Origin of the sequence: Paenirhizobium cremeum (assembly GCF_022884085.1) — a bacterium.
Taxonomy (GTDB): domain Bacteria; phylum Pseudomonadota; class Alphaproteobacteria; order Rhizobiales; family Rhizobiaceae; genus Allorhizobium; species Allorhizobium cremeum.
Window position 1 is genome coordinate 67354 of sequence record NZ_JAGGCS010000010.1, and the last position, 23360, is coordinate 90713.

Here is a 23360-nt window from a genome sequence, read left to right on the forward strand (position 1 = left end):
GGCGTGCTCCCTGAAACGTCGTTACAGACCTCTGGCAGATCCTCGCGATGATCTCATGACGGCAGGCTTTCCAGCGATGGCAGGATGAGATCCGGTCCGTGATCGGCATATTCGTCCGGCAGCCCGGCGCGGTTGATCCAGACCGTGCGGAAACCGAACTTCTTCGCGCCGGCGATGTCCCAGCGGTTGGACGACTGGAAGGAGACGGCATGGGGATAGAGCCGGTAGCCGGTCGTCACCATGTCATAGACCTGCGGCGCCGTCTTGTAGGCGCGGATCGCATCGACCGAGAAGACGTCGTCGATCACCGTGTCCAGCGCGGCGTTCTTCACCGCGGCCGCCAGCATGTCGGGCGAGCCGTTGGAAAGGATCGCGATCTTCGCGCCCTGGCTCTTGAGGCTTCTCAGCACGGCCGGCACTTCCGGATAGCAGTCGAGTTTCCAGTAGGCCGAAAGCAGGTCGGCGCGCAGCGACCGGTCGACCTCGGGCATCCGGGCGAAGGTGTAGTCGAGCGCTTCTTCCGTGAGTTTCCAGAAATCGCGATAGCTGCCCATCAGCGTGCGCACCCAGGAATATTCGAGCTGCTTGGCTCGCCACATTTCGGAAAAGCGCTGATGCTCGGGGCCGGCCCGTTCGGCATGGTGGCGCACGGCGGCGTGCACGTCGAACAGGGTGCCATAGGCGTCGAAGACGAAGGCTGCGGTCATTTTTCCCCCACTTGGCGTTCCCTCCGCCGGATCGGATGGATGGCATGCGCCGGATTATGCCACGCCGCGGCGGCAGCGCGAAAGCGCGCAAACGATCACTATTTTTGATCGACTTATTTGACAAGCTGTTGATTCAACGAAAAGATCTTGCGCGGAAAAAAGCCTTGGCCACGGATTGTTGCCATTTGGGTTGCGGGGGGGAGTTTGTCCTTGACCTTGAGGCTTCGCACGCCCTTGATGGCTGCAACGACAAGAACAGGAGTCCGCCATGGCCGTCGATACTTCCGCCCGCACCACCACCTGGACCTATGTTGATGGAGACTGGATCGCTGGCAATCCGCCGCTGATCGGGCCGGTGTCGCATGCCATGTGGCTCGGATCGACGGTGTTCGATGGCGCCCGCTGGTTCGACGGCATCGCGCCGGATCTCGACCAGCACTGCCAGCGCGTCAACCGTTCCGCCGTCGCCATGGGCATGAAGGCGACGATGCCGGCCGAGGACATCGAGAAGCTCGCCTGGGAGGGCATCGGCAAGTTCGACGGCAAGACGGCGATCTACATCAAGCCGATGTACTGGGCCGAGCATGGCGCGCCTTTCTCGGTCGTCGCCGCCGATCCGGAATCGACCCGTTTCGCCCTTTGCCTGTTCGAGGCGCCGATGAACACGGCGAAGCCGTCGTCGCTGACGCTCTCCTCCTTCCGTCGTCCGACGCCGGAATGCGCCATGACGGGCGCCAAGACCGGCAGCCTCTATCCGAATTCCGGCCGCATGCTGCACGAGGCCCACAGCCGCGGCTTCGACAATGCGCTGGTGCGCGACATGAACGGCAATGTCGCCGAAACGGCCTCCTCCAACGTCTTCATGGTCAGGGACGGCGTGGTCATGACCCCGGTTGCCAACGGCACCTTCCTTGCCGGCATCACGCGCGCCCGCGTCATCGGCCTCCTGCGACAGGCCGGTTTCGACGTGCGCGAGATGACGCTCTCGGTCGAGGATTTCATGAATGCCGATGAGGTCTTCACCACCGGCAACTATTCGAAGGTCATTCCGGTCATCCGCCTCGACGACCGCCGGTTCCAGGAAGGTCCGGTCGCCCGCAAGGCGCTCGATCTTTACATGGATTGGGCGCGCTCGACCCACGGCACCGACGGCTGAAACACCCTATGCCGGCGGCGGGAGTGGCGGTTCACTCCCACTCTTCGTCGTCTGCTTCGTATTCCGCCGGCCTGGCGCGGCTTCTGCCGAAGACGCCTTCGAACCGCAGGAAGATGCCGTACATGAAGAGCGTCATGGCGGCCATGGCGAACCATGTGATTGCGTAGGAAAGATGGGTGTTGCGGAAACGGACCACGGTCATGCCGCCGCGCGGCCAGGCCTTCGGGTCCGACCCGGCGCTCTCGTCGACGAAATAGGGAGCTGCCGGAGCAAGCCCGAGCGCCTGCGTGATCGAGCCGATGTCGCGGCGATACCACTTGCGTTGCGCCGGGTTGTTGGCGCGTGAAAACAGCCAGCCGCGATCTTCGGACATCCTGAGCAGGCCTTCGACGGTGACCACCCCCTGGGGCGGCGTGCGCTTGGCGGGGTCCTTCAGTTCCTCCGGCACGAAACCGCGATTGACCATGACCACCGTGCCGTCGTCGCGCTTGAGCGGCGTCAGCACCCAGTAGCCGGGGCCGAGAATGGTCGGTGTGTAGATCTGCACCTCGTCCTCGTTGAGGAAGGTGCCGGTCAGCGTGACGCGCCGGTATTCGTCCGCCTCCTGCGTGATCGAGCCCCAGCTGTCCGGTCCGGGCGCTGGCGTGGCGGGCGCCGCGACGCGGGCGTCGACCCTGTGGATGATATCCATTTTCCAGAACAGGCGCTCTATCTGCCAGGCGCCGAGCGAGACGAAGCCGACCGTCAGCAGGGCGGCGATCGCTGAGACGATCAGGAAGCGTGGGCGAGTGATGAGCGAGCGACGATCGGCCATGGCAAAAGCGGTCCTGGGAAACGAAACGGGCGCCCGTCAGGCGCCCGCAGGTGTCGTCAATGCGTCTGATGCTCGGCGCCGGGCTCCGGCGCGATGCCGGAGGCCTCGCCGTCGCTCATCAGCTGCTGCATCGCATCGTCGCCCATGGGCATCATGTTGGCGTTCATATTGTGCATGACCCAGAGCGAACCCGCCAGCACGATCATCAGGATGATGACGGTCAGCATGGTGGACGACATCGTCCAGCCTTCTTCCTGATTGTTGTTGAGGTGCAGGAAGTAGACGAGATGAACGACGATCTGCGCCGCGCCGAGGCCCATGATGATGGCGATCAGCGCCGTCCTGCTCATCTCGACTTCGGCCATGACCAGGCCGAAGGGAATGATGGTCAGGATCGCGGCCAGCGCGAAACCGATCATCAGGGTCGAGAGGCTGCCATGGCCGCCGTGGCTGCCGTGATCGCCGTGGGCGTCATGGGCGTGGTCCGCATGAGCGGTGTTGTGGCCGTGTGTGCTCATTGAACGATCCCCACGAGATAGACGAAGGAGAAGACCCCGATCCAGATCAGGTCGAGGAAGTGCCAGAACATGCTGAGCGTCGTGAGACGCCGGCGGTTGGCTTCGATCAGACCGCGCTGGCCGACCTGGATCATCAGCGTGACGAGCCAGATGAGGCCGCCCGTGACGTGAACGCCGTGGGTGCCGACCAGCGTGAAATAGGCCGACAGGAAGCCCGAACGCTGCGGGCCGGCGCCGATCTCGATCAGGTGATGGAATTCGTAGAGTTCCATCGCGATGAAGCCGAGGCCGAGCACACCGGTCACGGCGAGCCAGCCGAGCACGCCCGGCTTGTTCGCCTTGTCCATCTGCAGCATGGCAAGGCCGAAGGTGATCGACGACAAAAGCAGCAGCACGGTTTCGGCCAGAACGAAGCCTGGCTCGAACAGGTCGGCCGGAGCCGGGCCGCCCGCAAAGGAGCGGCCGAGCACGGCATAGGTGGCGAACAGGCATCCGAAGATGATGCAGTCGCTCATCAGGTAGATCCAGAAGCCGATCGAGGTCGGGCTGCTGTGATGGCTGTGCTCGTCCTCGTCGACGACGGTGACGGGAGAGTTGATCTTGACGGCTATGTTCATGCCAGCGCCTCCTTGTGCAGGCTCTCGTGCTTGGCGATCTCATCGACCGGGATGTAGTAGTCGCGATCGTAGTTGAAGGTATGCGCGATGCCGGTGACGATTGCCGCGAGGAAGGCGAGAGCCGCCAGCCACCAGATGTACCAGACCAGAGCGAAGCCCAGCACCAGCGAGAAGAACGACAGGATGATGCCCATCGAGGTTCCTTTCGGCATGTGGATCGGCCGGTAGATGTTGGACCAGCGGAAACCTTCCTTCTTCATGCTCCACCAGGCGTCGACGCCATGGACGCGGATCGTCTGCGGGAAGTTGTAGTCGGCCGGCGGCGAGGTGGTTGCCCATTCCAGGGTGCGGCCGTTCCACGGATCGGGACCGCAGCGCAGGGCTTCGCGGTTCTTGATGGAGACGGCCATGCCGATGAAGTTGCAGGCGATACCGAGGGCGATCAGCACCGCGCCGAAGGCGGCGACGATGAAGTAGATCTGCCAGCCGGTGTCCATATAGGCGGAGACGCGGCGGGTGACGCCCATCAGGCCGAGCGCATAGAGCGGCATGAAGGCGAAGTAGAAGCCGACGAACCAGAACCAGAAGGAACGCTTGCCCCATTTCTCGTCCAGCTTGAAGCCGAACGCCTTCGGCCACCAGTAGGTGATCGCGGCGAAGACCCCGAAGACCACGCCGCCGATGATGACGTTGTGGAAGTGAGCGATCAGGAACAGCGAGTTGTGCAGCTGGAAATCGACCGGCGGAACGGCGAGCAGGACGCCCGTCATGCCGCCGATGGTGAAGGTGACGAGGAAGCCGACCGTCCACAGCATCGGCACTTCCATCCGCACCCGGCCCTTGTACATGGTGAAGAGCCAGTTGAAGATCTTGGCGCCCGTCGGGATCGAGATAATCATTGTCGCGATGCCGAAGAATGTGTTGACGTTCGCGCCCGAGCCCATCGTGAAGAAGTGATGCAGCCAGACGATGAAGGACAGCACCATGATGCAGGTCGTCGCATAGACCATCGAGCGGTAGCCGAACAGCGGCTTGCCCGAGAAGGTGGCGACGATTTCCGAGAACACGCCGAACATCGGCAGGATCAGGATATACACTTCCGGGTGGCCCCAGATCCAGATGAGGTTGACGTACATCATCGGATTGCCGCCAAGGTCATTGGTGAAGAAGTGCGTGCCGACATAGCGGTCGAGCGTCAGCATGGCGAGCGTGGCGGTCAGGACCGGGAAGGCGGCGACGATCAGCACGTTGGCGCAGAGCGTCGTCCAGGTGAAGACCGGCATGCGCATCATGGTCATGCCCGGCGTGCGCATCTTCAGGATGGTGGCGATCAGGTTGATGCCCGATAGCGTCGTCCCGACGCCGGCGATCTGCAGGGACCACAGGTAATAGTCCATGCCCACCCCGGTCGAATAGGCCGCACCCGACAGCGGCGGATAGGCGAGCCAGCCGACGCGGGCGAATTCGCCGACGAACAGCGAGATGTTGATGAGGATCGCGCCGGCGGCCGTCATCCAGAACGAGAAATTGTTCAGGAAGGGGAAGGCCACGTCACGCGCGCCGATCTGCAGCGGCATGATGTAGTTCATCAGGCCGGTAATCATCGCCATCGCCATGAAGAAGATCATGATGACGCCGTGGGCGGTGAACACCTGGTCGTAGTGGTGCGCGGGCAGGAAGCCCTCGGCCCCGCCGGCGGCCATGGCCTGCTGGGCGCGCATCATCAATGCGTCGGCGAAGCCGCGGACGAACATGATGAAGGCCATCACGATATACATGATGCCGATCTTCTTGTGGTCGACGGAGGTGAACCACTCGTTCCAGAGATAGCCCCACTTGCCGAAATAGGTGATGGCGCCGAGGAGCGCGATGCCGCCGAGCACGACGGCACAGAAAGTGCCGATCAGGATCGGCTCGTGGATCGGGAAGGCGTTGAGGTCAAGCCGTCCGAAGATCAGGTGCTGAAGGTTTTCAGAGAGCATTCGCTGCTCCTTTCTCGGGGGCAAGCGTCATGGCGGCGGCCGCGGCGCTGATCTGGGTCTCGGAAGTGCAGAGCTGGTTGATTGCGTTCGCCTTGGCGATCGTCTCTGCGTCCGGCGTTTCGCTTTGCGAGGTAATCAGCTCGCCATGGCCGTCCTGGGCGCGGTGCCTGTCGTATTCGTAGAGGTTCTTGTTGCCGACCCCTTCGAGGCCGCCGCCGCCCTGCTTGTCCTGCATCATCATCTGGTGCATGCAGACCTTGCCGGGTTCGACGCAGAGACCGACGATGCGCTGGAACAGGTCGGGCATCACGCCGGCGTAATAGGCGACCGGAACCGAAAACGACGGCTTGTCGAGGGCGATATAGGCGTCCTGGTCAAGTTCGGTGCCGTTGCCGCGCACCTTGGCGACCCAGGCGTCGAAATCGCCTTCGGTCATGGCCAGCGTCTGGAATTCCATCTGCGAATAGCCGGGGCCGGAATAATTGGCCGAGCGGCCGTAGAACGTGCCGGGCTTGTCGGCGATCATGTGCAGCTTCGTTTCCATGGCCGGCATGGCGTAGACCATGCCTGCCAGAGCGGGCACGGAGAAGGCGTTCATCATTGAGGAGGCCGAAAGCTTCAGATTGACCGGACGGCCGGCGGGAATTGCGAGCTCATTGACGGTCGCGACCCCCTGTTCGGGATAGATGAACAACCACTTCCAGTCGAGCGCGACGGCCTCGACCTCGATCGGCTTGCCGAAGCTTGCCTCGAGCGGCCGGTAGGGGTCGAGCTTGTGGGTGTAGATGTAGGTGAGCGTGCCGAGGGCGGCGATAATCAGGACGGGAACACCCCAGATAAACACCTCGAAGGTCGTCGAGTGGTTGAACTCGGGATCGTAGTCGGTGTTGTCGGCCCGGTTGGCGCGGTAGCGCCAGGGGAAGTAGACGCCCATAATCATCACCGGAACGATGATGATGAGCATCAGCAGCGTCGAATAGATCAGCAGGTCGCGCTGTTGTTCCGCGACCCAGCCGGACGGGTCGAGCAGCACGTAGTCGCAACCTGAAAGCAGCGGGGCGGCTGCGAGCAGGGGCGCGATGCGCAAGGTCTTCTTGAAAATGGTCATATCGGTCTTCATGGCGAGCAAGAGCGCTCCCGCCTCGCCTAAGCGACGCAGGTCCGCGGTTGTTGCTTGAGACGGCCGGCGGCTAGGGCTTCTGACCGCGCGACCGTCCGTTATGAAGAAAGAGCTTGGGAGGATCTTCTTCGGTGGCCTACCTGCTCCCATTTTTGAAAAAGGTTAAGTGGCTCCCCTGTGACAAATCGTCACAAATGAGACCGTTACGTGCAAAACCAATGGCGTTCGCCTGGCGATTCTGTCGTAAAAGTGAAGAGAAATAGACACTTATCAATTTTCAGGGTGGGTGCGGTCATGGTGTCGCAGCATGCGCATTGATCCGGATCAATCGACGGAAAAAGCGCCCCGGCGCCACGTGCCTGTCCCGTTTCGGACCGGGTAGCCGCCCTCGGATTCCGGCTTGATCGTGGGCTTCGCCCTCTCTATCTCTCAGACACCGTCATGTTTTCCGAGAAGGAAGGTCTTCCCTTGTCCGTCTTCAACAATCTGCCCGCGGCCCCGAGTGCCGCCAAGAAGCCCGTGACCGATATCCGGCACGGGATTGTCCGCACCGACGATTATGCCTGGATGCGGGCCGACAACTGGCAGGCGATGTTCAAGGACCCGAGCCTCCTCGACCCGGATCTGCGCCGGCATCTGGAGGCAGAGAACGCCTATATGGAAGCGGCGATGGCCGATACGAAGGATCTCCAGAAGGTGCTGTTTGCCGAGATGAAAGGCCGCATCAAGGAGGACGATTCTTCGATCCCGATGAAGGACGGCCCCTATGCCTATGGCACCGCCTTCGTCACCGGCGGCGAGCAGCCGCGCTACTTCCGCATTCCGCGCGACGCCGACCACAAGGACGAAGCGGTCCGGAAGCTTTTGCTCGACGGCGACAAGGAAGCCGCCGGCAAGGACTATTTCCGTCTCGCCGGCATCGATCATTCGAGCGACCATGCCTTCGGCATCTGGGGCTATGACGACAAGGGTTCCGAATATTTCACCCTGCGCGTTCGCAATCTCGAAACCGGCGAGGATCTGGCCGATGTGATCGAGAACACCGGCGGCGGTGGCGCATGGGCGCCCGATGGCAAGAGCTTCTTCTATACGCTGCAGGACGAGAACCATCGCCCGTCCAAGGTCTTCCACCATGTCATCGGCCAGCCGCAATCGGCCGACCGGCTTGTCTATGAGGAAGAGGACCCCGGTTTCTTCATGAGCGTCGGCGGTTCGCTGCTCGACGACTTCATCTATATCGACATTCACGATCACGAGACCTCCGAATACTATATTCTCTCGACTAAGGACCTGACGGCGGAGCCCAGGCTGGTGGCCAAGCGGGTGGAGGGCGTCGAATACTCGATGACCGAGGGCGGCGACGTCTTCTATATCCTGACCAATGACGGCGGCGCCAAGGACTTCAAGATCATGGAGGCGCCGGTGGAGGCCCCCGGCAAGGAGAACTGGAAAGAGGTCGTGCCGCATGAGCCGGGCCGGCTGATCCTCTCCCATATGGCCTTTGCCCGCCATCTCGTCTGGCTGGAGCGCCGCGATGGCCTGCCGGTCATCATGATCCGCGACCGCAAGTCCGGCGAGGAACACGCCATCGCCTTCGCCGAGGAGGCCTATTCGCTCGGCCTGCAGGGGGCTGCCGAATACGACACCGACGTCATCCGCTTCTCCTATTCCTCGATGACGACGCCGTCGCAGCTCTTCGACTACAACATGGCGACGCGCGAGCGCGTGCTCCTGAAGACCCAGGAAGTGCCATCCGGCCACGATCCGGATGATTACGTCACTCGCCGTGTCTTCGCAGAAGCCCATGACGGCGAGAAGGTGCCGGTCACACTTCTCTACCGCAAGGATACGAAGCTCGACGGCTCCGCCCCCTGCCTGCTCTATGGTTACGGCGCCTATGGCATCACCATTCCCGCCGGCTTCAACACCAATTGCCTGTCGCTCGCCGATCGCGGCTTCGTCTATGCCACCGCCCATATCCGCGGCGGCAAGGACAAGGGCTTCTCCTGGTACGAAGACGGCAAGATGGAAAATAAGGTCAACACCTTCAAGGACTTCATCTCCGCCGCCGATTATCTGGTGAAGGAAGGCTTCACCTCCTATGACCGGATCATCGCGGAAGGCGGGTCCGCCGGCGGCATGCTGATGGGCGCGGTCGCCAACATGGCGCCGGAAAAGTTCGCCGGTATCATCGCTGCGGTTCCCTTCGTCGATGTCCTGAACACCATGCTCGACGACACGCTGCCGCTCACCCCGCCGGAATGGCCGGAATGGGGTAACCCGATCGAGTCGGAAGAGGAATATCGCTGGATCGCCGCCTATTCGCCCTATGACAATGTCGGCGAGAAGTCCTATCCGCCGATCCTCGCGCTGTCCGGCCTCACCGATCCGCGCGTCACCTATTGGGAACCGACCAAATGGGTGGCGAGACTGCGCGAGAAGACGACGGGCGAAGCTCCGATCCTCCTGAAGACCAACATGGCCGCCGGTCACGGCGGCAAATCCGGCCGCTTCCAGCGTCTGGAGGAAATCGCCTTCGAATACGCCTTCGCCATCAAGGTTGCGGGCAAGATTTAACGCCGAGGCCACCATGGGAGGCGGTCAGGGCATGACCGTCCATGTCGCCCTGTCGACGGCCGCCAATGTCGTCGGCGGGAGCGGCAAGGCTTCCCGGCAACTGGCGCATGCTCCCGAAGGCGGCCGAAAGAGCGGTTCGACACTACTCGACAAGGAGACTCTGTCCGGCATGGCGAAGGTCGTGCCGACGCGGAGCCTTGCCGTTTGCAGGGAGAGCCCGATTCGCGATGCCATTCGTGTTTTCGCGCCCAAGGCAAGGGCTGTTATCGTCTTCGCAATGCGGGACGCAAGCTTCGCGCAAGCTTCAATGGTTAATGATTGGTTAACTTCTGAAACGAGAGCGTCCGCCATGCGAATCGATAGCGGTCTGAACAGCTACTATTACCAGAACCGGTACGTGCCGATCTCCGCCGAGGGCGAAGACAGCGCTAACGAGCAGGCGCCGGTAACGACGAGCCGTCTCAGCGGTTCGGGCACATTCAGCAGTTCGCTTCTGTCCAATTCCCTGGCCAGCACCCTCTGGGTCGTCGATGGCGGCCGCAAGCCGGTGCCGTCGATGACGCAGCGCACCTCGTCGGCGTCCTCCTCCGATGACCGCACCGCGGCCCAGAAGGTGGAGGATGTTTATCGGGAATACGACGTGACCTTCGACGACTACGACGCCTGAGTTATCCGGCCTCGCCGATCCCTTTGAAGGCGCCGAAAGGCGCCTTTGTCGTTTCCGCTTCCTTGATTTCCGCGAGCATGCCTCCTAATCTTTATAGAGACTAGAGATTTCTGGGGATGCGAAAGATGTTCTCGATTGGAGATTTGTCCCGCCGCACCGGGGTCAAGGTGCCGACGATCCGCTACTACGAGCAGATGGGCCTGATCGCGGCCGCCGACCGCACGGAAGGCAACCAGCGGCGGTACGAGCGGCCGGATCTCGAGCGTCTCACCTTTATCCGCCACGCCCGCGATCTCGGTTTCCCGATCGATGCGATCCGGGAACTTCTGGCCTTGAGCCGCCATCCCGACGAACCCTGTGAGCGCGCCGACGATATTGCCCGCGAGCAGCTGATCGAGGTGCGCGAAAAGATCGCCCGCCTCAGGAAGCTGGAGGACGAACTGGAGCGTATTGCCTCCCATTGCGGGGCCCACAGCGTCGGCGACTGCTATGTCATCCGCGCGCTCTCCGACCACGGTCTCTGCAACCACGAGCATTGAGGAACAGCCATGCCCGTCATCAGGCAGGAGGATGCGCCGCTTGACCAGGATGACGGCAAGGGGCCGAACGGCGAACTCGGCCCCTACAGCGCGAGGCTGCTCAGCGATGCCGGCGGACTGACCCAGTTCGGCGCCTTCATCGAGACGCTTCCACCCGGCTCCCGCTCGTCGCGCAAGCACTGGCATGAGCGCGAGGACGAATTCGTCTTCGTTCTTTCCGGAACCGTGACCCTGCACGAGGGGGACGTGATCGCCGAAATGCAGCCCGGCGACAGTGCGACCTTCAAGGCAGGCGTTGCCGCCGGTCATTGTCTGGAAAATCGCTCGGACGGCCCGGTCAGCTATCTCGTGGTCGGGACGCGCTCGCCCGACGAGGTGGTGCATTATTCAGATGAGGATCTGAAACTCACCAAGATCGGCTTCGTCAAGCATTGGACCGATCGGGCGGGCAATCCGATCGTCCGGTAATTCCTCCGGATCAGGCCGATACCGAGCGGAAAAAGCCGATCGAGCGGGATATGGCGTGCGGCAGGGCGGTGGTGTGATCGCCCTCGATCCGGCTAGCCTGGATCGGAAGTCCGGCCGCCTTCGCCCGCTTTTCCATCAGTCTGGCGCCCTGGTTGAGATGCGGCTCCTTGGTGCCGTGCATCAGGTAGGTGGGACATTTGAGGCTCTGCGCATAGCAGAGCGCGGTGCGGACCTCGAACTCGTGGATATCGCTGTCGTCGAAGCGGATATCCTCCGGATAACGCCGGAAGAAACGGAAGGCATTGGGATTGCCGGAAATCGGCACGGCGGCGCGGAACCGGTTCGATGCCATGGCCGACAGCATGGCGAGCGTGCCGCCGATGCTGTGGCCGGCAAGGAACAGTCGCTCTCCGTCCACACCCGGCAGGCCGGCGAGATGCTCGCCCGCCGCCAGAACGTCGCTCACCTCGTTGTAGAAACCGGAAAAGGCGCCGGCCTGCCCGTTTTCGCCCCGGACCGTCGGCATCATCACCACATAGCCCGAGTCGATATAGGGCCTCATCAGCGTCCAGTGACCGGCGCCCATGGCATTGCCGCCATGCAGGAAAAGAACCGCCGGACGGAGCTTGTGCGAGGGCTGGTGTTTCGAAACCCACGCCGCAAGCTGCAGGTTGCCGTTGCGGCCGGATCTGTAGAAGATCCGCTCGGCATTGGCGGGTGGATCGAGCGGTTCGTATTTGTCCGGCGCCGGCCCCCTGGTCAAAAGATGGGTATGGAAGGTCTGGCGCTCCCGCGCGTAGTCGCGGCCGATCAGCGGCGGGTTGACCGGCGTGTCCATGGCGCCGGCGATTTCGGGCAGCAGCATCGCGCCGAGAAGGCCGCCGAGAACGGCCCGGCGCGAGACCGGTTTTTCGAAGCTTCTGTCAGACGTCATGACCGCGATCCGGAAGATCCAAGCCCAATCATTCTCGCGCGCTTTTCGGCAAAGGCAAGGCACGATGTCGTTATGCGCCCGCAGGAATCCTCTGTCATGGGCCCGCAGGTTTCGCCCGTTGACAATCGATTGAAATGGGTGCATTCCATGCGTCCATGATCGACGCACGCGCACTCATCTCCTGCACGTATTTTTGGGCCTACCGGTAACCGGCGGCCCGACAGATCATCTTGTCAACAGGCCGCCGTCAGGCGGCCTTGTTGTTTTCAGCAGCTTCCCCTGATGGCGGTAACCGAAAAAGGGAAGCGAACATGACTGAAGATACCGATATCACCCTCCCACGGCCCCCGGTCGTCATCATCCGCGCGGCGAAACGTCAGGACCTGCCGGCGCTCAATGAAATGATCGCGGCACTCGCCGCCCATCATGGCGACGCCTCGGCCATGACGCCGGAAAAGCTGGAGCGCGATCTCTTCGGCCCCATGCCCTGGATTTCCGCCCTTGTCGCCGATAGCGGCGAAGGCCTGATCGGCTACGCCATCCTCGTGCCGCTCTACAAGGCCCAGGAAGCCAAGCGCGGCATGGACCTGCATCACCTCTATGTCCGTGACGGCCAGCGCGGCAACGGCATCGGCCAGCATCTGGTCGCGCGTGCGAAGGAGATGGCGCGCCAGTCCGGCTGCGACTACCTTTCCGTCAGCGCCGCCACCGGCAATTTCGCGGCCCATCGCTTCTACGAGCACATGGATTTCGTTCCGCGTCCGGTGACGGGCATGCGCTACATGCAGGCCTTGTCCTGAGCATCGTTCTTAAAACAGAGACGTTTTCCGGAGGAAAACCGAATGCCCCGCATCATTGTTGCCTTGCAGAATGACTTCGCCGATTGGGAACCCGCGCTCCTGATGGCCGCCGCGCGCTACTATCTCGACTGCGAGGTGCTCACAGCCTCGCCGGATGGCAGGCCGGTGACCTCAATGGGTGGTCTGAAGGTGACGCCCGACATGAGCTTTGCCGAAATCGATCCGGCCGGTTCCGATGCGCTCATCATTCCCGGCGGCTATGCCTGGGAGAAGGGGAAGGCCTTCGATTTTTCCGAACTGGCGAAGGGCTTCCATGCGAAGGGCAGGGTTGTCGGCGGTATTTGCGCGGCTGCAAGCGCGCTCGCTGCGACCGGCGTTCTGGACGAGGTTGCCCATACCGGCAATTCGCTTGCCTCGCATAGCAGATATCCCGGCTATCGCGGCGCCGGGCGGTATATCGACCGGCCGCAGGCCGTCTCCGATGGCGGTATCGTGACGGCGCCCGGCAATTCTCCGGTGACCTTTACCGCGGAAGTGCTGAAGGCGCTCGGGCTCTGGGTGGCTGAGGCCGAGAGCGAAATCACGGCATTTTCCGCCGAACATCGCTGATGTCGGGAATATCCGAGACCGCCTCCAGTGCGCGGCGAATGTCGCGGCTGGTGAGACTGAAGGTGTTGCCCGCCGGCCTGCCGCGTTTCAGCTTGCGGTCGGCGGCCAGGAGAAAGGCCGGATGATGCCGGCCGAACCAGTCCATGCAGTCCCGAGGCGAGGGTGAGGTCTTCCCGGTCAGGCTGCGGAAAGCCAGACGGTGCACGAAACCGCGGCACGCCGAGCCTTGATGCAGGAAGACCAGCGCATCGATATCGATGCGCCAGTCGAATTCGGGGCAGGGATCGCCTGCCATATCGGGTCAGGCTTCGAAGCGGCGGCGGAAGTGACCGCTCAAGGCCCCGAGCAACGACCAGAACAGGAGACTGGTCAGCGTTGCCACCACGACGAAACGATGCGACATCGCTTCCGGCGCGAGCGCCTGCTCGCCTTCCGGCGGCACGGGTGCGCCGATGACATGCGGCAGCGCGATCAGCACGATCGCCAGAGCCGCGGCCCATGGCCTGCGCTGGAAGAACAAGAGGGCAAGGCCGGCCGCCGTCGATGCCGCGGTGCCGATCCACCAGACTTGACGCTCGAAGAGCGGTGCGGCCGGTGTGCCCGGAAGCTCCGGATGAAGGCCGAAACCCGGCGCCAGCATGAACGCGACGAAGCCGCAAAGACCCCAGATCAGGCCGCGCCGCCAGTCGCTTTCCGTGCCGGAAATCTGCATCAGGCCGTTCAGAACCAGCGCGAAGCCGATGGCCGTCAGCACATTGGCGACGAAGGTGTAGGCATTGCGCTCGAAGCCGTCGGCGGGTGCCCAGGCATCCGCGTCGTGATGATGGTCGTCCGCCTGCGTGGCCGCGGCGGTGGTGTTGCCGTGGTCATGGGCTTCCTCGACCGCGCCGGCGGCGTGGCTGTGACCGTCTGCGGCGCCGCCGGTCTCGAAGACCTCTGCGGCCAGGATAAGCGGGGTGGTACCGAGAAACTGCGCAAGCGTCACGGCGGTCCCGACGATCAGCCCGACCAGCACCGAAGTGAAGACGAGCGAACGAAAAACTGACATGGAATTCCCCTCAAGGCATGTCGCGCAAAAGCGCGTCGCGGTTTTGCAGCGGCGTCATGCGATAAAACAAAGACTGAAAGCGCGTGGAGCGAACCTAAAAGATCGCGATGCGGCTCAGTGGCAGGGGAAGGCGTTGGCGTGACGGGCGTCATGCGCGGCATTGTGCACCACCTCCATCGGCGAGAAGCCGACGAAACCGACGATGAAGAGGCCGAAGAAGACGCTGAGAAGTGCCGGCGCGAAGCGGCTGACGCTGGACGAAGCGGATGAAGTGATGGTGGTCGCGGACATGTTTCCCTCCGAACGATGACGATGATGCCCGACGATCGAAGGGTGGAAAACGGGGCGAGGGTCGGTCGGAAAGATTGTCCGGAGACCATGCCCTGTCTTCCGGACACCCCGTCCGGCAGGCGACAACAGGCGATGGCAGGTCTCCTGGCTTGCGGGTCATGACTCCTGAACTGCCTTCCCGGATTGCTCCAGTGGCCTTGTCGTTCAGGCGTTCGCCGCTCACAGTTGCGGGGGCAGCCACGAATCGAGCCCCGTCAGGGTCGTCCCTATCGTGTTCCCTATTAATCCCCGAAGCGCCGCTTCTGGGGAACCATCGCCGCCAGTATCGGGGGCATGGGCTGCCGTGTCAATCGCGAGGCATGTTTCGCCCGTGAAAAAGGGCGGGACGGTCCCGTCGTCGTTAGTGCCGGAGCGGCGGATTCTCCGACCACTTCTGCAGCGTCGTCTTGATGAGGATGAGCGCTGCCCGATGGGCGTCGTCACGCTCCCGCGGATCGACGATCGCCGAGAGCCGCTTTTCGAATGCGGTCACGGTCTCGTTGACCCAGCGATGCAGGGCTGGATCGGGATAGCTGTCGAGCAGCGAGCGCAAAGCGCTTTCCATCCGCCGTCTTTCGATGCTCATGCTGCCTCCGATCATGTGACGCGGGTCACTCTGTCCGGCGAGGCTTGCGCGATGCTGGAGTTCGCGGTGGCATGGACCCGCTGGTTTGTCCCCGGTCGCTCGAACCGATGCGCAATGATCGAGTATGATCGGACGCTCTACAGGCAGCGCAACCGCATCGAGCGCATGTTTGGTCGTCTCAAGATCGACCGGGCCATTGCCACCCGCAATGACCGGCTGGCCAACGGCTTCCTCGGCCGGTCCATCTTACCACCGCCGGATACCGGCTCAAATGTGTCCCTCGCGCCTTAGCTTGCATCGTATCGGACACGAGCGTCCCGGATGTTCTCCTGATTGCTGCTCGCCCACCTTACGAGAGCCATGACCGGTGCAAGAAGCGTCCGTCCGACCTCTGTCAATTCATAGTCCACGCGCGGTGGGATAGTGGGAAACAATGTCCGCTTCACCAAGCCGTCACGTTCCAGTCCGCGCAAGTTGATCGTCAGCATGCGTTGCGAGATGCCGTCGATCCGACGCCGCAATTCATTGAACCGGACCGGTCCATCCTTGAGCGTTGCGATGATGTAAAGCGTCCACTTGTCGCCCACGAGATCGAGGATTTCTCGAACCATCCGACAGTCGTCACCTTGGGTGGGGGCAGGAAAATCAGTGATACTGAGTGTCATCGGAGTGCCTTCTTGCGCGAGCCTTAGTGGTCATCTTAATAGTGTTGGTAACAAGAATTTACCACCCTGTCCCCATCGGAGCAACCATGGCCAACATCCTCCTCGTTATCTCGAGCCCTCGTGGCCCCGAGAGCCTGTCCACCCGCTTCGCGGCCGAGATCGCCGAAGGCTTGAAGGTTCGCCTGGGCGGCACCCTTTTCACTCGCGATCTCGCGGCCAACCCACTGCCGCATATCGCGCAGGCCTATATTCAGGGCCGCGTCGCGGCCCCCGAGGCGCGCACGCCCGCGCAGGTTAAGGCGGTCGACCTTGCCCAAGAGCTCGTCGACGAGGTGAAGGCCGCTGACGTGATCGTCCTGGGTTCGGGCATGATCAATTTCGGTCTGTCGTCGCAGTTGAAGGCTTGGTTCGATCACATCACTTGGCCGCGCGTGACCTTTGGTTATAACGAAGCCGGCAGGCCGCAGGGATTGCTGACCGGCAAGAAGGTCTATGTCGTCACGGCCGCAGGCGGTGTCTTCTCTGAAGGCGACTGGGCCCCCTTTGATTTCCAGACCGACTATCTGCGCCACCTCCTGGGCTTCATCGGTCTGACCGAAATCGAAATCGTCCGTGTGGAAGGCACTGTCTTCGGGCCCGAGGCGGCCAAGGCCGCGATCGCCGCCACCGAAGCTCAGGTTCGCTCGGTCTTGGAAAAGGTCGCCTGACGGTGGGTGGGACGACTGCTCAGGCTGTCAGCGTAAACATGCATGTCGACAGCCAGAGCACTTGGCCCTCAGGCCAAAAAACACGAGGAAGATGAGATGAAGATTGCTCTCTTTGGAGGGACCGGACCAACCGGAAGACACATTATCGAAGAGGCGCTCCGGCAAGGATATGAGCTGTCCGTCTACACGCGGGACGCCGGAAAGCTCGCGGCCTTCGATGGCAAGATCGAAGTCGTCGTCGGCGACCTCAACAATCGCGAAGCGATCAAGGCATGCGTGACGGGCGTAGATGCAGTCATCAGCGCGCTCGGCCCCAACAGTCTGAAATCGCGTGACAAGCGGCCGATCATGCGCGGCGTCGACAAGATCATCTCTGTCATGGAAGAGCTGAACGTCCGTCGCCTCATTCAAATCTCGACCGCCGCCTATCGTGATCCGAAGGACGGTTTCGACGTCAGGTCGCAAGCATTCGTCATGCTGTTCAAGCTGATCGTTCGCAACGCCTATGACGACATCAAGGCGACTGCTGAACTGGTGAGCAACTCACGTCTCGATTGGACGCTGGTTCGGATTCCCAACCTCAAGGACGGGTCCGCAACAGGCAAAGTGGACGTCGGCTGGTACGGCAAGACGAAGCTCGGCATGAAGCTCTCTCGCGGGAACCTTGCGAAATTCCTGGTCGATCAGGTCACGGCCGGAGAGTTCGTGCGCGCTGCGCCGGGGATAGCCGACCGAGGCTGACGGTAGATAGCTCATCAGGCTTGTTTGACGGACACGCGCGCTGCGACTGCCGCCGGCGCAGCGCTCGATCCGGCATGGCGCCCATAACTTCCCAAACCCGCATCGAGAGAGAGGAGAAATCTATGCCATCCGAGGGATTTACGACGGCCGATGTGCCGTACCAGTCAGGCAAGTGCTTCATCGTCACGGGAGCCTGTACGGGCATAGGTTTCGAAGTGGCGAGCGCGCTGGCGGCGCGACGTGCACGAGTGCTGCTCGCGTGCCGTGACGAAGCGAAGACGAGAGCCGCGACACATTTCAAAGCAGGTCCATGCTCGATCAAATCCGTCCGCACGGCCTGGTCAATGCTTGTGGTATCTGTGCGCAAGAGGGGCTCACTTCACCGCCGGTATCGCCTTCAGGTAGGCCGCGATCGCCTCGCGGTCGTCAGCCGAAATCTCGGTCATGTTCTTCTGCACCTCGACCATGGAGCCGCCGACGCTGTCGAAGTCAGGCGTGAAGCCGGTTTCCAGATAGCCGACGATGTCGCCCTCCGACCATGTGGCGATGCTTGGCGAGCCGGGGGTGATGTTGGGGATCTTGCCTTCGCCTTCCGGGTTCGGGCCGCCGGCCAGCCAAGCGCCGGCCTTGAAGCCGCCGAGAGCGTCGCGTGGCGTATGGCACTCGCCGCAATGGCCGGGCCCCTCGACCAGATACTGGCCGCGCCTCAGCCTGTCGTCGGGACCGGCAAAGGTGACCCGCGGCGCATCGCTGAAATAGAGGAATTTCCAGCCGCCCAGCACGAGGCGGACGTTGAACGGGAAAGGGAGCTCATGCGCCGGCGCGACCGCTTCGCTGGCCGGCAGGGTCTTCAGGAAGCCGAAGAGGTCGTTGATGTCCTTCGGCGTCATGCGGGCGTAGGAACCGTAGGGAAAGGACGGGTAGAGATGCTCGCCGTTTCGGCCGACGCCGCGCGTCATCGCATCGCCGAATTCGGCGAGCGTCCAGTCGCCGATGCCCGCAGTGGCGCTGCTGGAGATATTGGGCGCGTGGAAGGTGCCGAACGGGCTCTTCAGCGGCGCGCCGCCGGAAAGAACGAGCCGCGCATCCCCTTCCGCCCCGGGTGCCGCGTGACAGCTCGTACAGCCGCCGGCGAAGAAGATCTCGCGCCCGTTGGCAAGGTCCGGCTCGCCGAGATTGGTCCACCGCGCAGGGTCCTGCCGCTTGGGCGCGGTGATGTAGACGAAGGCGGTGGCTCCCGCCGCGCCGAGCGCAATCAGGACGCCCAGTCCCTTCAGCCATTTCGATGCCATAGCACCCTCCGCATTTCGCGGCCCGCCGTTGGTGGCGCGCCTGTCATGAATTGTCTCGAAAGGCGGGCAGAGGGCGCCGGCCCGCTGGCGCGGGGCCCGGACGCCGCCAACCCGCCAGACGCTTATTTCTTCAGGCGGTAGGTCTGATGACAGTCGCCGCAGGTGCCGCCAACGGCCTTCATCACGGCGCCCACTCCGGCCTGGTCGGTCGGCATGGCGGCGAGCTGGGCGTCGGCCGCCGTTGCGAGCGCTGCCGACTTGGCCTTGAAGTCATCCATGTTTTCCCAGATCTTCGGGCTGGCTTCGGTGTCGAGGCCGACTTCCGAACCGGCGGGGAAATGGTCGGGGAACGCCTTGGCCACTTCCGACATGGTGGTGAGCGAAGCCTTCACGACCTCCGCGTCGAACGGCTTTTCACCCTTGGCGATGGCGCCGATGGCGCCCATTGCGCCGCCGACCTTCTTCATCATCTCCTGCCGTACGACCTGCGGTTCGTCGGCGGCGATCGCAGCGCTCATTCCGAGCCCGGCGACGACGGCGGCGGCCATGACAAGTTTCAGCTTCATCGATTTCTCCATTGATATCGGGGCCGGACGCGCCGGCGGTTCTGGGGCGGGCGGATGATTGCAAAATTCGCAAGGCGGAATGAAGTCACATTCCGGTGATTCCGGGAAATATGTCAAAGATTTGATTTTTATCCAGAAATATCCCCGGAAACCTGTCGGTCCGACATCAGGCCGTGGGCCAGCGTGAATGCGGCGGCAACGATCAGCAAGGCTCCGGCGGCGCGTCCGATCCAGATCGTCATCGCCGGCTGTCCGGCCAGGGCGTGGCGGGCACGGTCGCCCGCCAGCGCCACCGCGCCGTAGACGAGGCCCTGCACCGCCATCGTCATCAGCCCCAGCACGAGCCCCTGCGCAAGGATCGGCCCATAGGCGGGTTTCAGGAATTGCGGATAGACGGCGATGACGAAGAGATAGGCCTTCGGGTTGAGCAGGCAAGTCGTCACCGCCCGTCGGAAGGTGGCGGTGAGCGTCGACCGCCCCGTTCCGTCGACCGTGCTGACGGTGATCGCGCTCTTTGCCAGAGAGAGGCCGATCCACATCATGTAGAGCGCGCCGGCGACGACGAGGGGCAGGAAGAGGCGCGGCGCATAGGCGACGAGAATGCCGGTGCCGAGCGTGCCGTAGAGCGTATGCACCGCGCCGCCCGTCATCATACCGGCGGTCGCCGTGAGGCCCGCCTTGCGCCCTCCGGCGAGCGAACTTGCCAGAACGAAGATCATATCCATGCCCGGCACGATGACGATGCCGAAGATCAGCAGAAGAAAAAGCCAGAGTGCCTGTGCGTAGTCCATGTCAGTATCTCCAGGGAAGGGAACCAGCCGAAAACGGATTTTCCTCCGTTTCCAGACGCTTGGGGTTTCCTTAAGGAGAGCCAACTGACATCATTGTGTCAGTTGGCTTCGGCAAGGGCTTCAGAAAAATGCGAAAGGCCTCGCGTCTCTTCGAGATCATCCAGATCCTGCGGCTCGCCCGGCATGCGGTCACGGCGGCAGAGATCGCCGAGCGGCTGGAGGTGACGCCGCGCTCGATCTACCGGGATATCGTCGCGCTGCAGGCCATGCGCGTGCCGATCGAGGGCGAACGCGGGCTGGGCTATATCCTGCGGCCTGGCTTCGATCTGCCGCCGCTGATGTTGACCGTCGAGGAAACGGAGGCGATCGTGCTCGGCCTGGCGCTTCTGGAGCGGACCGGCGATACCGGGCTGAAGACGGCGGCGCGCGCCGTCAACGACAAGATCGCCGCCGCCGTGCCGGAGCCGTTGCGGCGAAGCCTCCAGGCGCCGGTGCTCAGGGCCTGGGGCAGCGTTGCCGCCGAACCGCCGGCGCTCGATCTTGCCGAGGTTCGCGGTGCGATCCGGGACGAACGGTCGCTCGACATCGTCTATCGTGACGCCGAGGGCCGGCTGACGGAGCGCCGCGTGAGGCCGATCGCGCTCGTCTATTATTCTGACGTCGTCAATCTCGTCGGCTGGTGCGAACTGCGCGCGGCGATCCGCAATTTTCGGGCGGACCGCGTCGTCGGCTGCTCGCCGGCCGAGGCGTTCTTCCGGGGTGAGGGCGACGCGCTGAGGCGCCGCTGGAGCGAGGGATGGGCCGTGGCGGGATGACGTCTTTTTGAGTGCCGTTCGCCGGATTTCGTGCTTTCTTAACGGCGAGATCCTAACGTGACGCATCCAAACGGGGAGCTGGGCATGATGACGTCGGAGGCGCAGACGACGTGGCGGGAGGCAGGGCGGCACTGGCCGCTCGCGGCGGTGATTTCGCTTGCCGGGCTGGTGCTCCTCGCCCTGCTGCTGGGCATTGGCGTCGGTCTCGTCGATCCCTCCGCCGATGTCTTTGCCGGGCGCAACCATGCGAATATCTGGCTGGGGTCCTCGCTGCTCTTGTCCGGCGATGCGATGGAACTCTTTCGTGGGCAGGAGATCTATTCCTCCCATGTCCTTTCGGTGTTCGGGCTGGAGGCCGGCTGGCAGTACTGGAGCTATCTGCCCCATGCGCTGCCGATATTCGCGCCCTTTTCCCTGCTGCCCTATCTGCCTTCGGCGCTGGTCTTTCTCCTGTCGACACTCGCGCTTTACGGTCACGCCGTCAGCCTGCAGGACCGCGACTTTCCGGCATTTTCCGCCATCCTGCTGCTGCCCTTCCTGCTGGCCAACATCCTGGCGGCGGACAGCGGCTTTCTCACCGCCGCGCTGATGCTTTACGGCCTTGGCCTGCGCGGCAGCCATCCGGTGCTCGCGGGCATCGCCATCGGCGTCCTCACCATCAAGCCGCAGCTCGGCCTGCTCCTGCCGATCCTGCTGATCTTCGAGGGCAACTGGCGCACCTTCCTGGCCGCGCTGGCCACCGCGCTCGTTATGGTGGCGCTGTCGCTTGCGATCGTCGGGATCAACGGCTGGATCGGCTATGCCACCTTCAACGCGCCCTATCAGATCTACCTGATGAACAATCTCGGCGGCTTCTTTCCCAATCTGGTTCCCTCGGTTTTCGGCTCCATGCGCAGCCTGGGTTTTCCTGCGGACGTCGCCCGGCTGATCCATCTGCCGGTGGCGCTGGCCGCCATCGCCGCCTTCATCTGGAGCCTGATGCGGCTTGAAGTGCCGCTTGCCCGCTCCCGCAGCCTTCTCTATGCCACCTTCCTGATTTCTCCCTACACGCAGAGCCATGACCTGGGAGCGCTTGCCGCCCTGGCCGCGCTCGCGGTTCGGCCGGAGCCGTCGCTTCCCGGCGGTCTTGCCGCGCTGCGCGTCGTGTTCTCGGCGCTGGCGACCTTCGTGCCGCTGGTAACTCTGCTGCTCGGATTGAAGGGAATGCCGCTCGCGCCGCTGGTGCTGGTATTCGCCTATGGCGTGACGCTCGCCACGGACAGGATCGTCGAAGGCCGCGCCACTCGGCCTGAGCCGCAGATGAATTAGCCGATGGCAGCCTGAAGCCCCGCCACAGGCGACAGGGGCAGCAACCGGTTCTCCTCCCGGCCGAAGCCGTGGATTTCCAGCCGGTCGCCGAACAGTTCGACCACAGAGAACGCATTTTCGTCCGGCGTGTCGACCATGCCTTTCATGTTGACGAAATGCGTGCCGTTGAGGGCGCCGTAGTTGCCGGCATGATTGTGGCCGCAGAAATAGGCGGCAGCGGCGGGCGAGCCCGCAATCAGCTCTGCCACGTCTTCCGCTCCCCACAGATTGTGGTCGCTGGCGGGAAAGAGCGGATAGTGCCCCATCACGATGGCGGTTTCGCCGGCCGCTGCCGCAAGCTTCAACCGCTCGTCCAGCCAGGCGATCTGGTCGCCGCTCATGCCGGCATTCCATGTCTGGGCGTTCTCGGCCCCTGCCGCCTGCAGGGCGGCAAGCCGGGCTTCGGCCGCCTGCCGGCGCGGATCGCCCGGCGGTGGCGCAAACAGCGAAATCTCGTTGCCGTCGGTCAGGATCACGCGCACGCCCTTGCAGGCGAAATCATGGTAGGGCGCGGGCATGCCGAGCTTGCCGTGAATCTCGGCAAGCCGCTCGGGCGCGACGGAGAAGTCGTGATTCCCCGGCAGGAAAAACGCCCGGTGGCGAAGGCCGCCATAGACGTCCAGCGCCTTGTCGAAACTCTCGAAACCCCGGTCGATCACATCGCCGAGCGTGACCACGAAATCGAGGTCCTCGGCATTCAGCCGGGCGATTGCCGCCTCGAGTTTGTCGAGGCTTTTCGCGTAGTGGCGGTTGAGCGCCATGTTGGGCTCGATGGGCGCATATTGCGGATCGGCGATCAGGCCGAAGCGGAGACGGGGGAGGAGATTGTCGGAGGGCATATTCGGACACGTCATGAGAACCAGGGGCGGGCATAGGCCGCCGACGTGACAGTCGTGTGACATTGTCGCGCGCCATCGGTTCCCGCGTTTGCCCGCACGGTCTCTCGCCTGCCGTCGCTAACGCA

28 protein-coding genes, 1 pseudogene and 1 riboswitch are annotated in these 23360 nt (G+C 63.0%); of the genes and pseudogenes, 13 read left to right on the forward strand and 16 right to left on the reverse strand.

What is annotated here, in order from left to right:
• Positions 1-53: 53 nt before the first annotated feature.
• Positions 54-707 carry a haloacid dehalogenase type II gene (locus J5N58_RS17800; RefSeq protein WP_112829102.1) on the reverse strand — a complete coding sequence of 218 codons (654 nt, stop codon included), beginning with the start codon at positions 705-707 and terminating at the stop codon, positions 54-56.
• Between the two features lie 268 nt (positions 708-975).
• Here J5N58_RS17800 and J5N58_RS17805 point away from each other — a divergent pair, with 268 nt between their 5' ends.
• The gene (locus tag J5N58_RS17805; protein ID WP_112829103.1) at positions 976-1863 is read left to right on the forward strand and encodes a branched-chain amino acid aminotransferase; all 888 of its coding nucleotides are present in this window, start codon (positions 976-978) and stop codon (positions 1861-1863) included.
• A 31-nt stretch (positions 1864-1894) separates the two neighbouring features.
• Here the strand turns inward: J5N58_RS17805 and J5N58_RS17810 are convergent, their stop codons facing one another.
• Genes J5N58_RS17810 through cyoA form a run of 5 tightly spaced genes read right to left on the reverse strand, consistent with a single transcriptional unit; the run spans position 1895 to position 6902 of the window.
• On the reverse strand, positions 1895-2677 hold the full coding sequence (locus J5N58_RS17810; protein ID WP_244712019.1) for an SURF1 family protein: 783 nt from the start codon (positions 2675-2677) through the stop codon (positions 1895-1897).
• A 56-nt stretch (positions 2678-2733) separates the two neighbouring features.
• Positions 2734-3195, reverse strand: coding sequence for a cytochrome o ubiquinol oxidase subunit IV (gene cyoD / locus J5N58_RS17815; RefSeq protein WP_113340340.1), 462 nt, complete (start codon positions 3193-3195; stop codon positions 2734-2736).
• A complete protein-coding gene (cyoC, locus tag J5N58_RS17820) occupies positions 3192-3812 on the reverse strand; it encodes a cytochrome o ubiquinol oxidase subunit III (RefSeq protein ID WP_113340341.1) in 621 nt (206 codons plus the stop codon). Before cyoC ends, cyoD begins: the two co-directional genes overlap by 4 nt.
• Positions 3809-5794: a cytochrome o ubiquinol oxidase subunit I gene (cyoB, locus tag J5N58_RS17825; RefSeq protein ID WP_244712021.1), complete on the reverse strand. Its 1986-nt coding sequence runs from the start codon at positions 5792-5794 to the stop codon at positions 3809-3811. Before cyoB ends, cyoC begins: the two co-directional genes overlap by 4 nt.
• On the reverse strand, positions 5784-6902 hold the full coding sequence (gene cyoA / locus J5N58_RS17830; RefSeq protein WP_244712023.1) for a ubiquinol oxidase subunit II: 1119 nt from the start codon (positions 6900-6902) through the stop codon (positions 5784-5786). The genes cyoB and cyoA overlap by 11 nt, the downstream gene beginning before the upstream one ends.
• A gap of 480 nt (positions 6903-7382) precedes the next feature.
• Here cyoA and J5N58_RS17835 point away from each other — a divergent pair, with 480 nt between their 5' ends.
• The 4 genes from J5N58_RS17835 (at position 7383) to J5N58_RS17850 (ending at position 11165) form a co-directional block, all read left to right on the forward strand.
• Complete coding sequence (locus J5N58_RS17835; RefSeq protein ID WP_244712164.1) at positions 7383-9491, forward strand: S9 family peptidase; 2109 nt, start codon at positions 7383-7385, stop codon at positions 9489-9491.
• A 31-nt stretch (positions 9492-9522) separates the two neighbouring features.
• Positions 9523-10158 (forward strand): hypothetical protein, encoded by a 636-nt coding sequence (locus J5N58_RS17840; protein ID WP_244712025.1) that lies wholly within the window; start codon positions 9523-9525, stop codon positions 10156-10158.
• 125 nt (positions 10159-10283) lie between these two features.
• Positions 10284-10697 (forward strand): MerR family transcriptional regulator, encoded by a 414-nt coding sequence (locus J5N58_RS17845; protein WP_113340343.1) that lies wholly within the window; start codon positions 10284-10286, stop codon positions 10695-10697.
• 9 nt (positions 10698-10706) lie between these two features.
• Positions 10707-11165 carry a cupin domain-containing protein gene (locus tag J5N58_RS17850; protein ID WP_112829110.1) on the forward strand — a complete coding sequence of 153 codons (459 nt, stop codon included), beginning with the start codon at positions 10707-10709 and terminating at the stop codon, positions 11163-11165.
• 10 nt (positions 11166-11175) lie between these two features.
• On the opposite strand, the gene J5N58_RS17855 is transcribed toward J5N58_RS17850, so the two are convergent.
• On the reverse strand, positions 11176-12099 hold the full coding sequence (locus J5N58_RS17855) for an alpha/beta hydrolase family protein (RefSeq protein ID WP_112829111.1): 924 nt from the start codon (positions 12097-12099) through the stop codon (positions 11176-11178).
• 230 nt (positions 12100-12329) lie between these two features.
• Here J5N58_RS17855 and J5N58_RS17860 point away from each other — a divergent pair, with 230 nt between their 5' ends.
• Together J5N58_RS17860 and J5N58_RS17865 are read left to right on the forward strand one after the other, a co-directional pair.
• Complete coding sequence (locus tag J5N58_RS17860; RefSeq protein ID WP_244712028.1) at positions 12330-12899, forward strand: GNAT family N-acetyltransferase; 570 nt, start codon at positions 12330-12332, stop codon at positions 12897-12899.
• 42 nt (positions 12900-12941) lie between these two features.
• Positions 12942-13508, forward strand: a complete 567-nt coding sequence (locus J5N58_RS17865) for a DJ-1/PfpI family protein (RefSeq protein WP_112829113.1) — start codon at positions 12942-12944, stop codon at positions 13506-13508.
• Here J5N58_RS17865 and J5N58_RS17870 read toward each other — a convergent pair.
• The 4 genes from J5N58_RS17870 to J5N58_RS17885 form a co-directional block, all read right to left on the reverse strand.
• Positions 13480-13803, reverse strand: a complete 324-nt coding sequence (locus J5N58_RS17870; RefSeq protein WP_244712030.1) for a hypothetical protein — start codon at positions 13801-13803, stop codon at positions 13480-13482. The two genes, J5N58_RS17865 and J5N58_RS17870, sit on opposite strands and share 29 nt — an antisense overlap.
• A gap of 6 nt (positions 13804-13809) precedes the next feature.
• On the reverse strand, positions 13810-14556 hold the full coding sequence (locus J5N58_RS17875; RefSeq protein WP_112829115.1) for a CbtA family protein: 747 nt from the start codon (positions 14554-14556) through the stop codon (positions 13810-13812).
• Between the two features lie 114 nt (positions 14557-14670).
• Positions 14671-14847, reverse strand: a complete 177-nt coding sequence (locus J5N58_RS17880; protein WP_112829116.1) for a CbtB domain-containing protein — start codon at positions 14845-14847, stop codon at positions 14671-14673.
• A 117-nt stretch (positions 14848-14964) separates the two neighbouring features.
• Positions 14965-15177, reverse strand: a riboswitch (cobalamin riboswitch).
• 70 nt (positions 15178-15247) lie between these two features.
• Complete coding sequence (locus tag J5N58_RS17885; protein WP_112829151.1) at positions 15248-15472, reverse strand: hypothetical protein; 225 nt, start codon at positions 15470-15472, stop codon at positions 15248-15250.
• Positions 15473-15523: 51 nt separating this feature from the next.
• Between J5N58_RS17885 and J5N58_RS17890 the strand changes: the two genes are divergently transcribed.
• On the forward strand, positions 15524-15763 hold the full coding sequence (locus tag J5N58_RS17890; protein ID WP_162748343.1) for a transposase: 240 nt from the start codon (positions 15524-15526) through the stop codon (positions 15761-15763).
• On the opposite strand, the gene J5N58_RS17895 is transcribed toward J5N58_RS17890, so the two are convergent.
• On the reverse strand, positions 15760-16137 hold the full coding sequence (locus tag J5N58_RS17895) for a winged helix-turn-helix transcriptional regulator (protein ID WP_113340350.1): 378 nt from the start codon (positions 16135-16137) through the stop codon (positions 15760-15762). The two genes, J5N58_RS17890 and J5N58_RS17895, sit on opposite strands and share 4 nt — an antisense overlap.
• An 86-nt stretch (positions 16138-16223) precedes the next feature.
• Between J5N58_RS17895 and J5N58_RS17900 the strand changes: the two genes are divergently transcribed.
• From J5N58_RS17900 to J5N58_RS17910, 3 genes and pseudogenes are all read left to right on the forward strand, one after another.
• Positions 16224-16844, forward strand: a complete 621-nt coding sequence (locus tag J5N58_RS17900) for an FMN-dependent NADH-azoreductase (protein WP_244712032.1) — start codon at positions 16224-16226, stop codon at positions 16842-16844.
• A 96-nt stretch (positions 16845-16940) separates the two neighbouring features.
• Complete coding sequence (locus tag J5N58_RS17905; RefSeq protein WP_244712035.1) at positions 16941-17585, forward strand: SDR family oxidoreductase; 645 nt, start codon at positions 16941-16943, stop codon at positions 17583-17585.
• Positions 17586-17707: 122 nt separating this feature from the next.
• Positions 17708-17875 (forward strand): annotated as a pseudogene (locus tag J5N58_RS17910) (oxidoreductase); the annotation flags it as partial.
• An 84-nt stretch (positions 17876-17959) separates the two neighbouring features.
• Here J5N58_RS17910 and J5N58_RS17915 read toward each other — a convergent pair.
• From J5N58_RS17915 to J5N58_RS17925, 3 genes are all read right to left on the reverse strand, one after another.
• Positions 17960-18877 carry a cytochrome c gene (locus J5N58_RS17915; protein ID WP_244712037.1) on the reverse strand — a complete coding sequence of 306 codons (918 nt, stop codon included), beginning with the start codon at positions 18875-18877 and terminating at the stop codon, positions 17960-17962.
• A 122-nt stretch (positions 18878-18999) separates the two neighbouring features.
• The gene (locus J5N58_RS17920; protein WP_112829121.1) at positions 19000-19443 is read right to left on the reverse strand and encodes a c-type cytochrome; all 444 of its coding nucleotides are present in this window, start codon (positions 19441-19443) and stop codon (positions 19000-19002) included.
• 128 nt (positions 19444-19571) lie between these two features.
• Positions 19572-20234 carry a LysE family translocator gene (locus J5N58_RS17925; RefSeq protein ID WP_113447883.1) on the reverse strand — a complete coding sequence of 221 codons (663 nt, stop codon included), beginning with the start codon at positions 20232-20234 and terminating at the stop codon, positions 19572-19574.
• 128 nt (positions 20235-20362) lie between these two features.
• On the opposite strand from J5N58_RS17925, the gene J5N58_RS17930 reads away from it, so the two are divergent.
• Both J5N58_RS17930 and J5N58_RS17935 read left to right on the forward strand, forming a co-directional pair.
• Positions 20363-21049 (forward strand): helix-turn-helix transcriptional regulator, encoded by a 687-nt coding sequence (locus J5N58_RS17930; RefSeq protein WP_112829153.1) that lies wholly within the window; start codon positions 20363-20365, stop codon positions 21047-21049.
• Between the two features lie 84 nt (positions 21050-21133).
• Positions 21134-22357 (forward strand): glycosyltransferase family 87 protein, encoded by a 1224-nt coding sequence (locus tag J5N58_RS17935; RefSeq protein ID WP_244712039.1) that lies wholly within the window; start codon positions 21134-21136, stop codon positions 22355-22357.
• Here the strand turns inward: J5N58_RS17935 and J5N58_RS17940 are convergent.
• The gene (locus J5N58_RS17940) at positions 22354-23235 is read right to left on the reverse strand and encodes a metallophosphoesterase (RefSeq protein ID WP_244712041.1); all 882 of its coding nucleotides are present in this window, start codon (positions 23233-23235) and stop codon (positions 22354-22356) included. The genes J5N58_RS17935 and J5N58_RS17940 overlap by 4 nt on opposite strands.
• Positions 23236-23360 lie beyond the last annotated feature (125 nt).

Excerpts from the sequence above, each read along its gene's own strand:
- J5N58_RS17800 (WP_112829102.1), bottom strand. The coding sequence starts at position 707 with ATGACCGCAGCCTTCGTCTTCGACGCCTATGGCACCCTGTTCGACGTG.
- J5N58_RS17805 (WP_112829103.1), top strand. The coding sequence starts at position 976 with ATGGCCGTCGATACTTCCGCCCGCACCACCACCTGGACCTATGTTGAT.
- J5N58_RS17810 (WP_244712019.1), bottom strand. The coding sequence starts at position 2,677 with ATGGCCGATCGTCGCTCGCTCATCACTCGCCCACGCTTCCTGATCGTC.
- cyoD (WP_113340340.1), bottom strand. The coding sequence starts at position 3,195 with ATGAGCACACACGGCCACAACACCGCTCATGCGGACCACGCCCATGAC.
- cyoC (WP_113340341.1), bottom strand. The coding sequence starts at position 3,812 with ATGAACATAGCCGTCAAGATCAACTCTCCCGTCACCGTCGTCGACGAG.
- cyoB (WP_244712021.1), bottom strand. The coding sequence starts at position 5,794 with ATGCTCTCTGAAAACCTTCAGCACCTGATCTTCGGACGGCTTGACCTC.
- cyoA (WP_244712023.1), bottom strand. The coding sequence starts at position 6,902 with ATGACCATTTTCAAGAAGACCTTGCGCATCGCGCCCCTGCTCGCAGCC.
- J5N58_RS17840 (WP_244712025.1), top strand. The coding sequence starts at position 9,523 with ATGACCGTCCATGTCGCCCTGTCGACGGCCGCCAATGTCGTCGGCGGG.
- J5N58_RS17845 (WP_113340343.1), top strand. The coding sequence starts at position 10,284 with ATGTTCTCGATTGGAGATTTGTCCCGCCGCACCGGGGTCAAGGTGCCG.
- J5N58_RS17850 (WP_112829110.1), top strand. The coding sequence starts at position 10,707 with ATGCCCGTCATCAGGCAGGAGGATGCGCCGCTTGACCAGGATGACGGC.
- J5N58_RS17855 (WP_112829111.1), bottom strand. The coding sequence starts at position 12,099 with ATGACGTCTGACAGAAGCTTCGAAAAACCGGTCTCGCGCCGGGCCGTT.
- J5N58_RS17865 (WP_112829113.1), top strand. The coding sequence starts at position 12,942 with ATGCCCCGCATCATTGTTGCCTTGCAGAATGACTTCGCCGATTGGGAA.
- J5N58_RS17870 (WP_244712030.1), bottom strand. The coding sequence starts at position 13,803 with ATGGCAGGCGATCCCTGCCCCGAATTCGACTGGCGCATCGATATCGAT.
- J5N58_RS17875 (WP_112829115.1), bottom strand. The coding sequence starts at position 14,556 with ATGTCAGTTTTTCGTTCGCTCGTCTTCACTTCGGTGCTGGTCGGGCTG.
- J5N58_RS17880 (WP_112829116.1), bottom strand. The coding sequence starts at position 14,847 with ATGTCCGCGACCACCATCACTTCATCCGCTTCGTCCAGCGTCAGCCGC.
- J5N58_RS17885 (WP_112829151.1), bottom strand. The coding sequence starts at position 15,472 with ATGAGCATCGAAAGACGGCGGATGGAAAGCGCTTTGCGCTCGCTGCTC.
- J5N58_RS17890 (WP_162748343.1), top strand. The coding sequence starts at position 15,524 with ATGCTGGAGTTCGCGGTGGCATGGACCCGCTGGTTTGTCCCCGGTCGC.
- J5N58_RS17895 (WP_113340350.1), bottom strand. The coding sequence starts at position 16,137 with ATGACACTCAGTATCACTGATTTTCCTGCCCCCACCCAAGGTGACGAC.
- J5N58_RS17900 (WP_244712032.1), top strand. The coding sequence starts at position 16,224 with ATGGCCAACATCCTCCTCGTTATCTCGAGCCCTCGTGGCCCCGAGAGC.
- J5N58_RS17905 (WP_244712035.1), top strand. The coding sequence starts at position 16,941 with ATGAAGATTGCTCTCTTTGGAGGGACCGGACCAACCGGAAGACACATT.
- J5N58_RS17915 (WP_244712037.1), bottom strand. The coding sequence starts at position 18,877 with ATGGCATCGAAATGGCTGAAGGGACTGGGCGTCCTGATTGCGCTCGGC.
- J5N58_RS17920 (WP_112829121.1), bottom strand. The coding sequence starts at position 19,443 with ATGAAGCTGAAACTTGTCATGGCCGCCGCCGTCGTCGCCGGGCTCGGA.
- J5N58_RS17925 (WP_113447883.1), bottom strand. The coding sequence starts at position 20,234 with ATGGACTACGCACAGGCACTCTGGCTTTTTCTTCTGCTGATCTTCGGC.
- J5N58_RS17930 (WP_112829153.1), top strand. The coding sequence starts at position 20,363 with ATGCGAAAGGCCTCGCGTCTCTTCGAGATCATCCAGATCCTGCGGCTC.
- J5N58_RS17935 (WP_244712039.1), top strand. The coding sequence starts at position 21,134 with ATGATGACGTCGGAGGCGCAGACGACGTGGCGGGAGGCAGGGCGGCAC.
- J5N58_RS17940 (WP_244712041.1), bottom strand. The coding sequence starts at position 23,235 with ATGCCCTCCGACAATCTCCTCCCCCGTCTCCGCTTCGGCCTGATCGCC.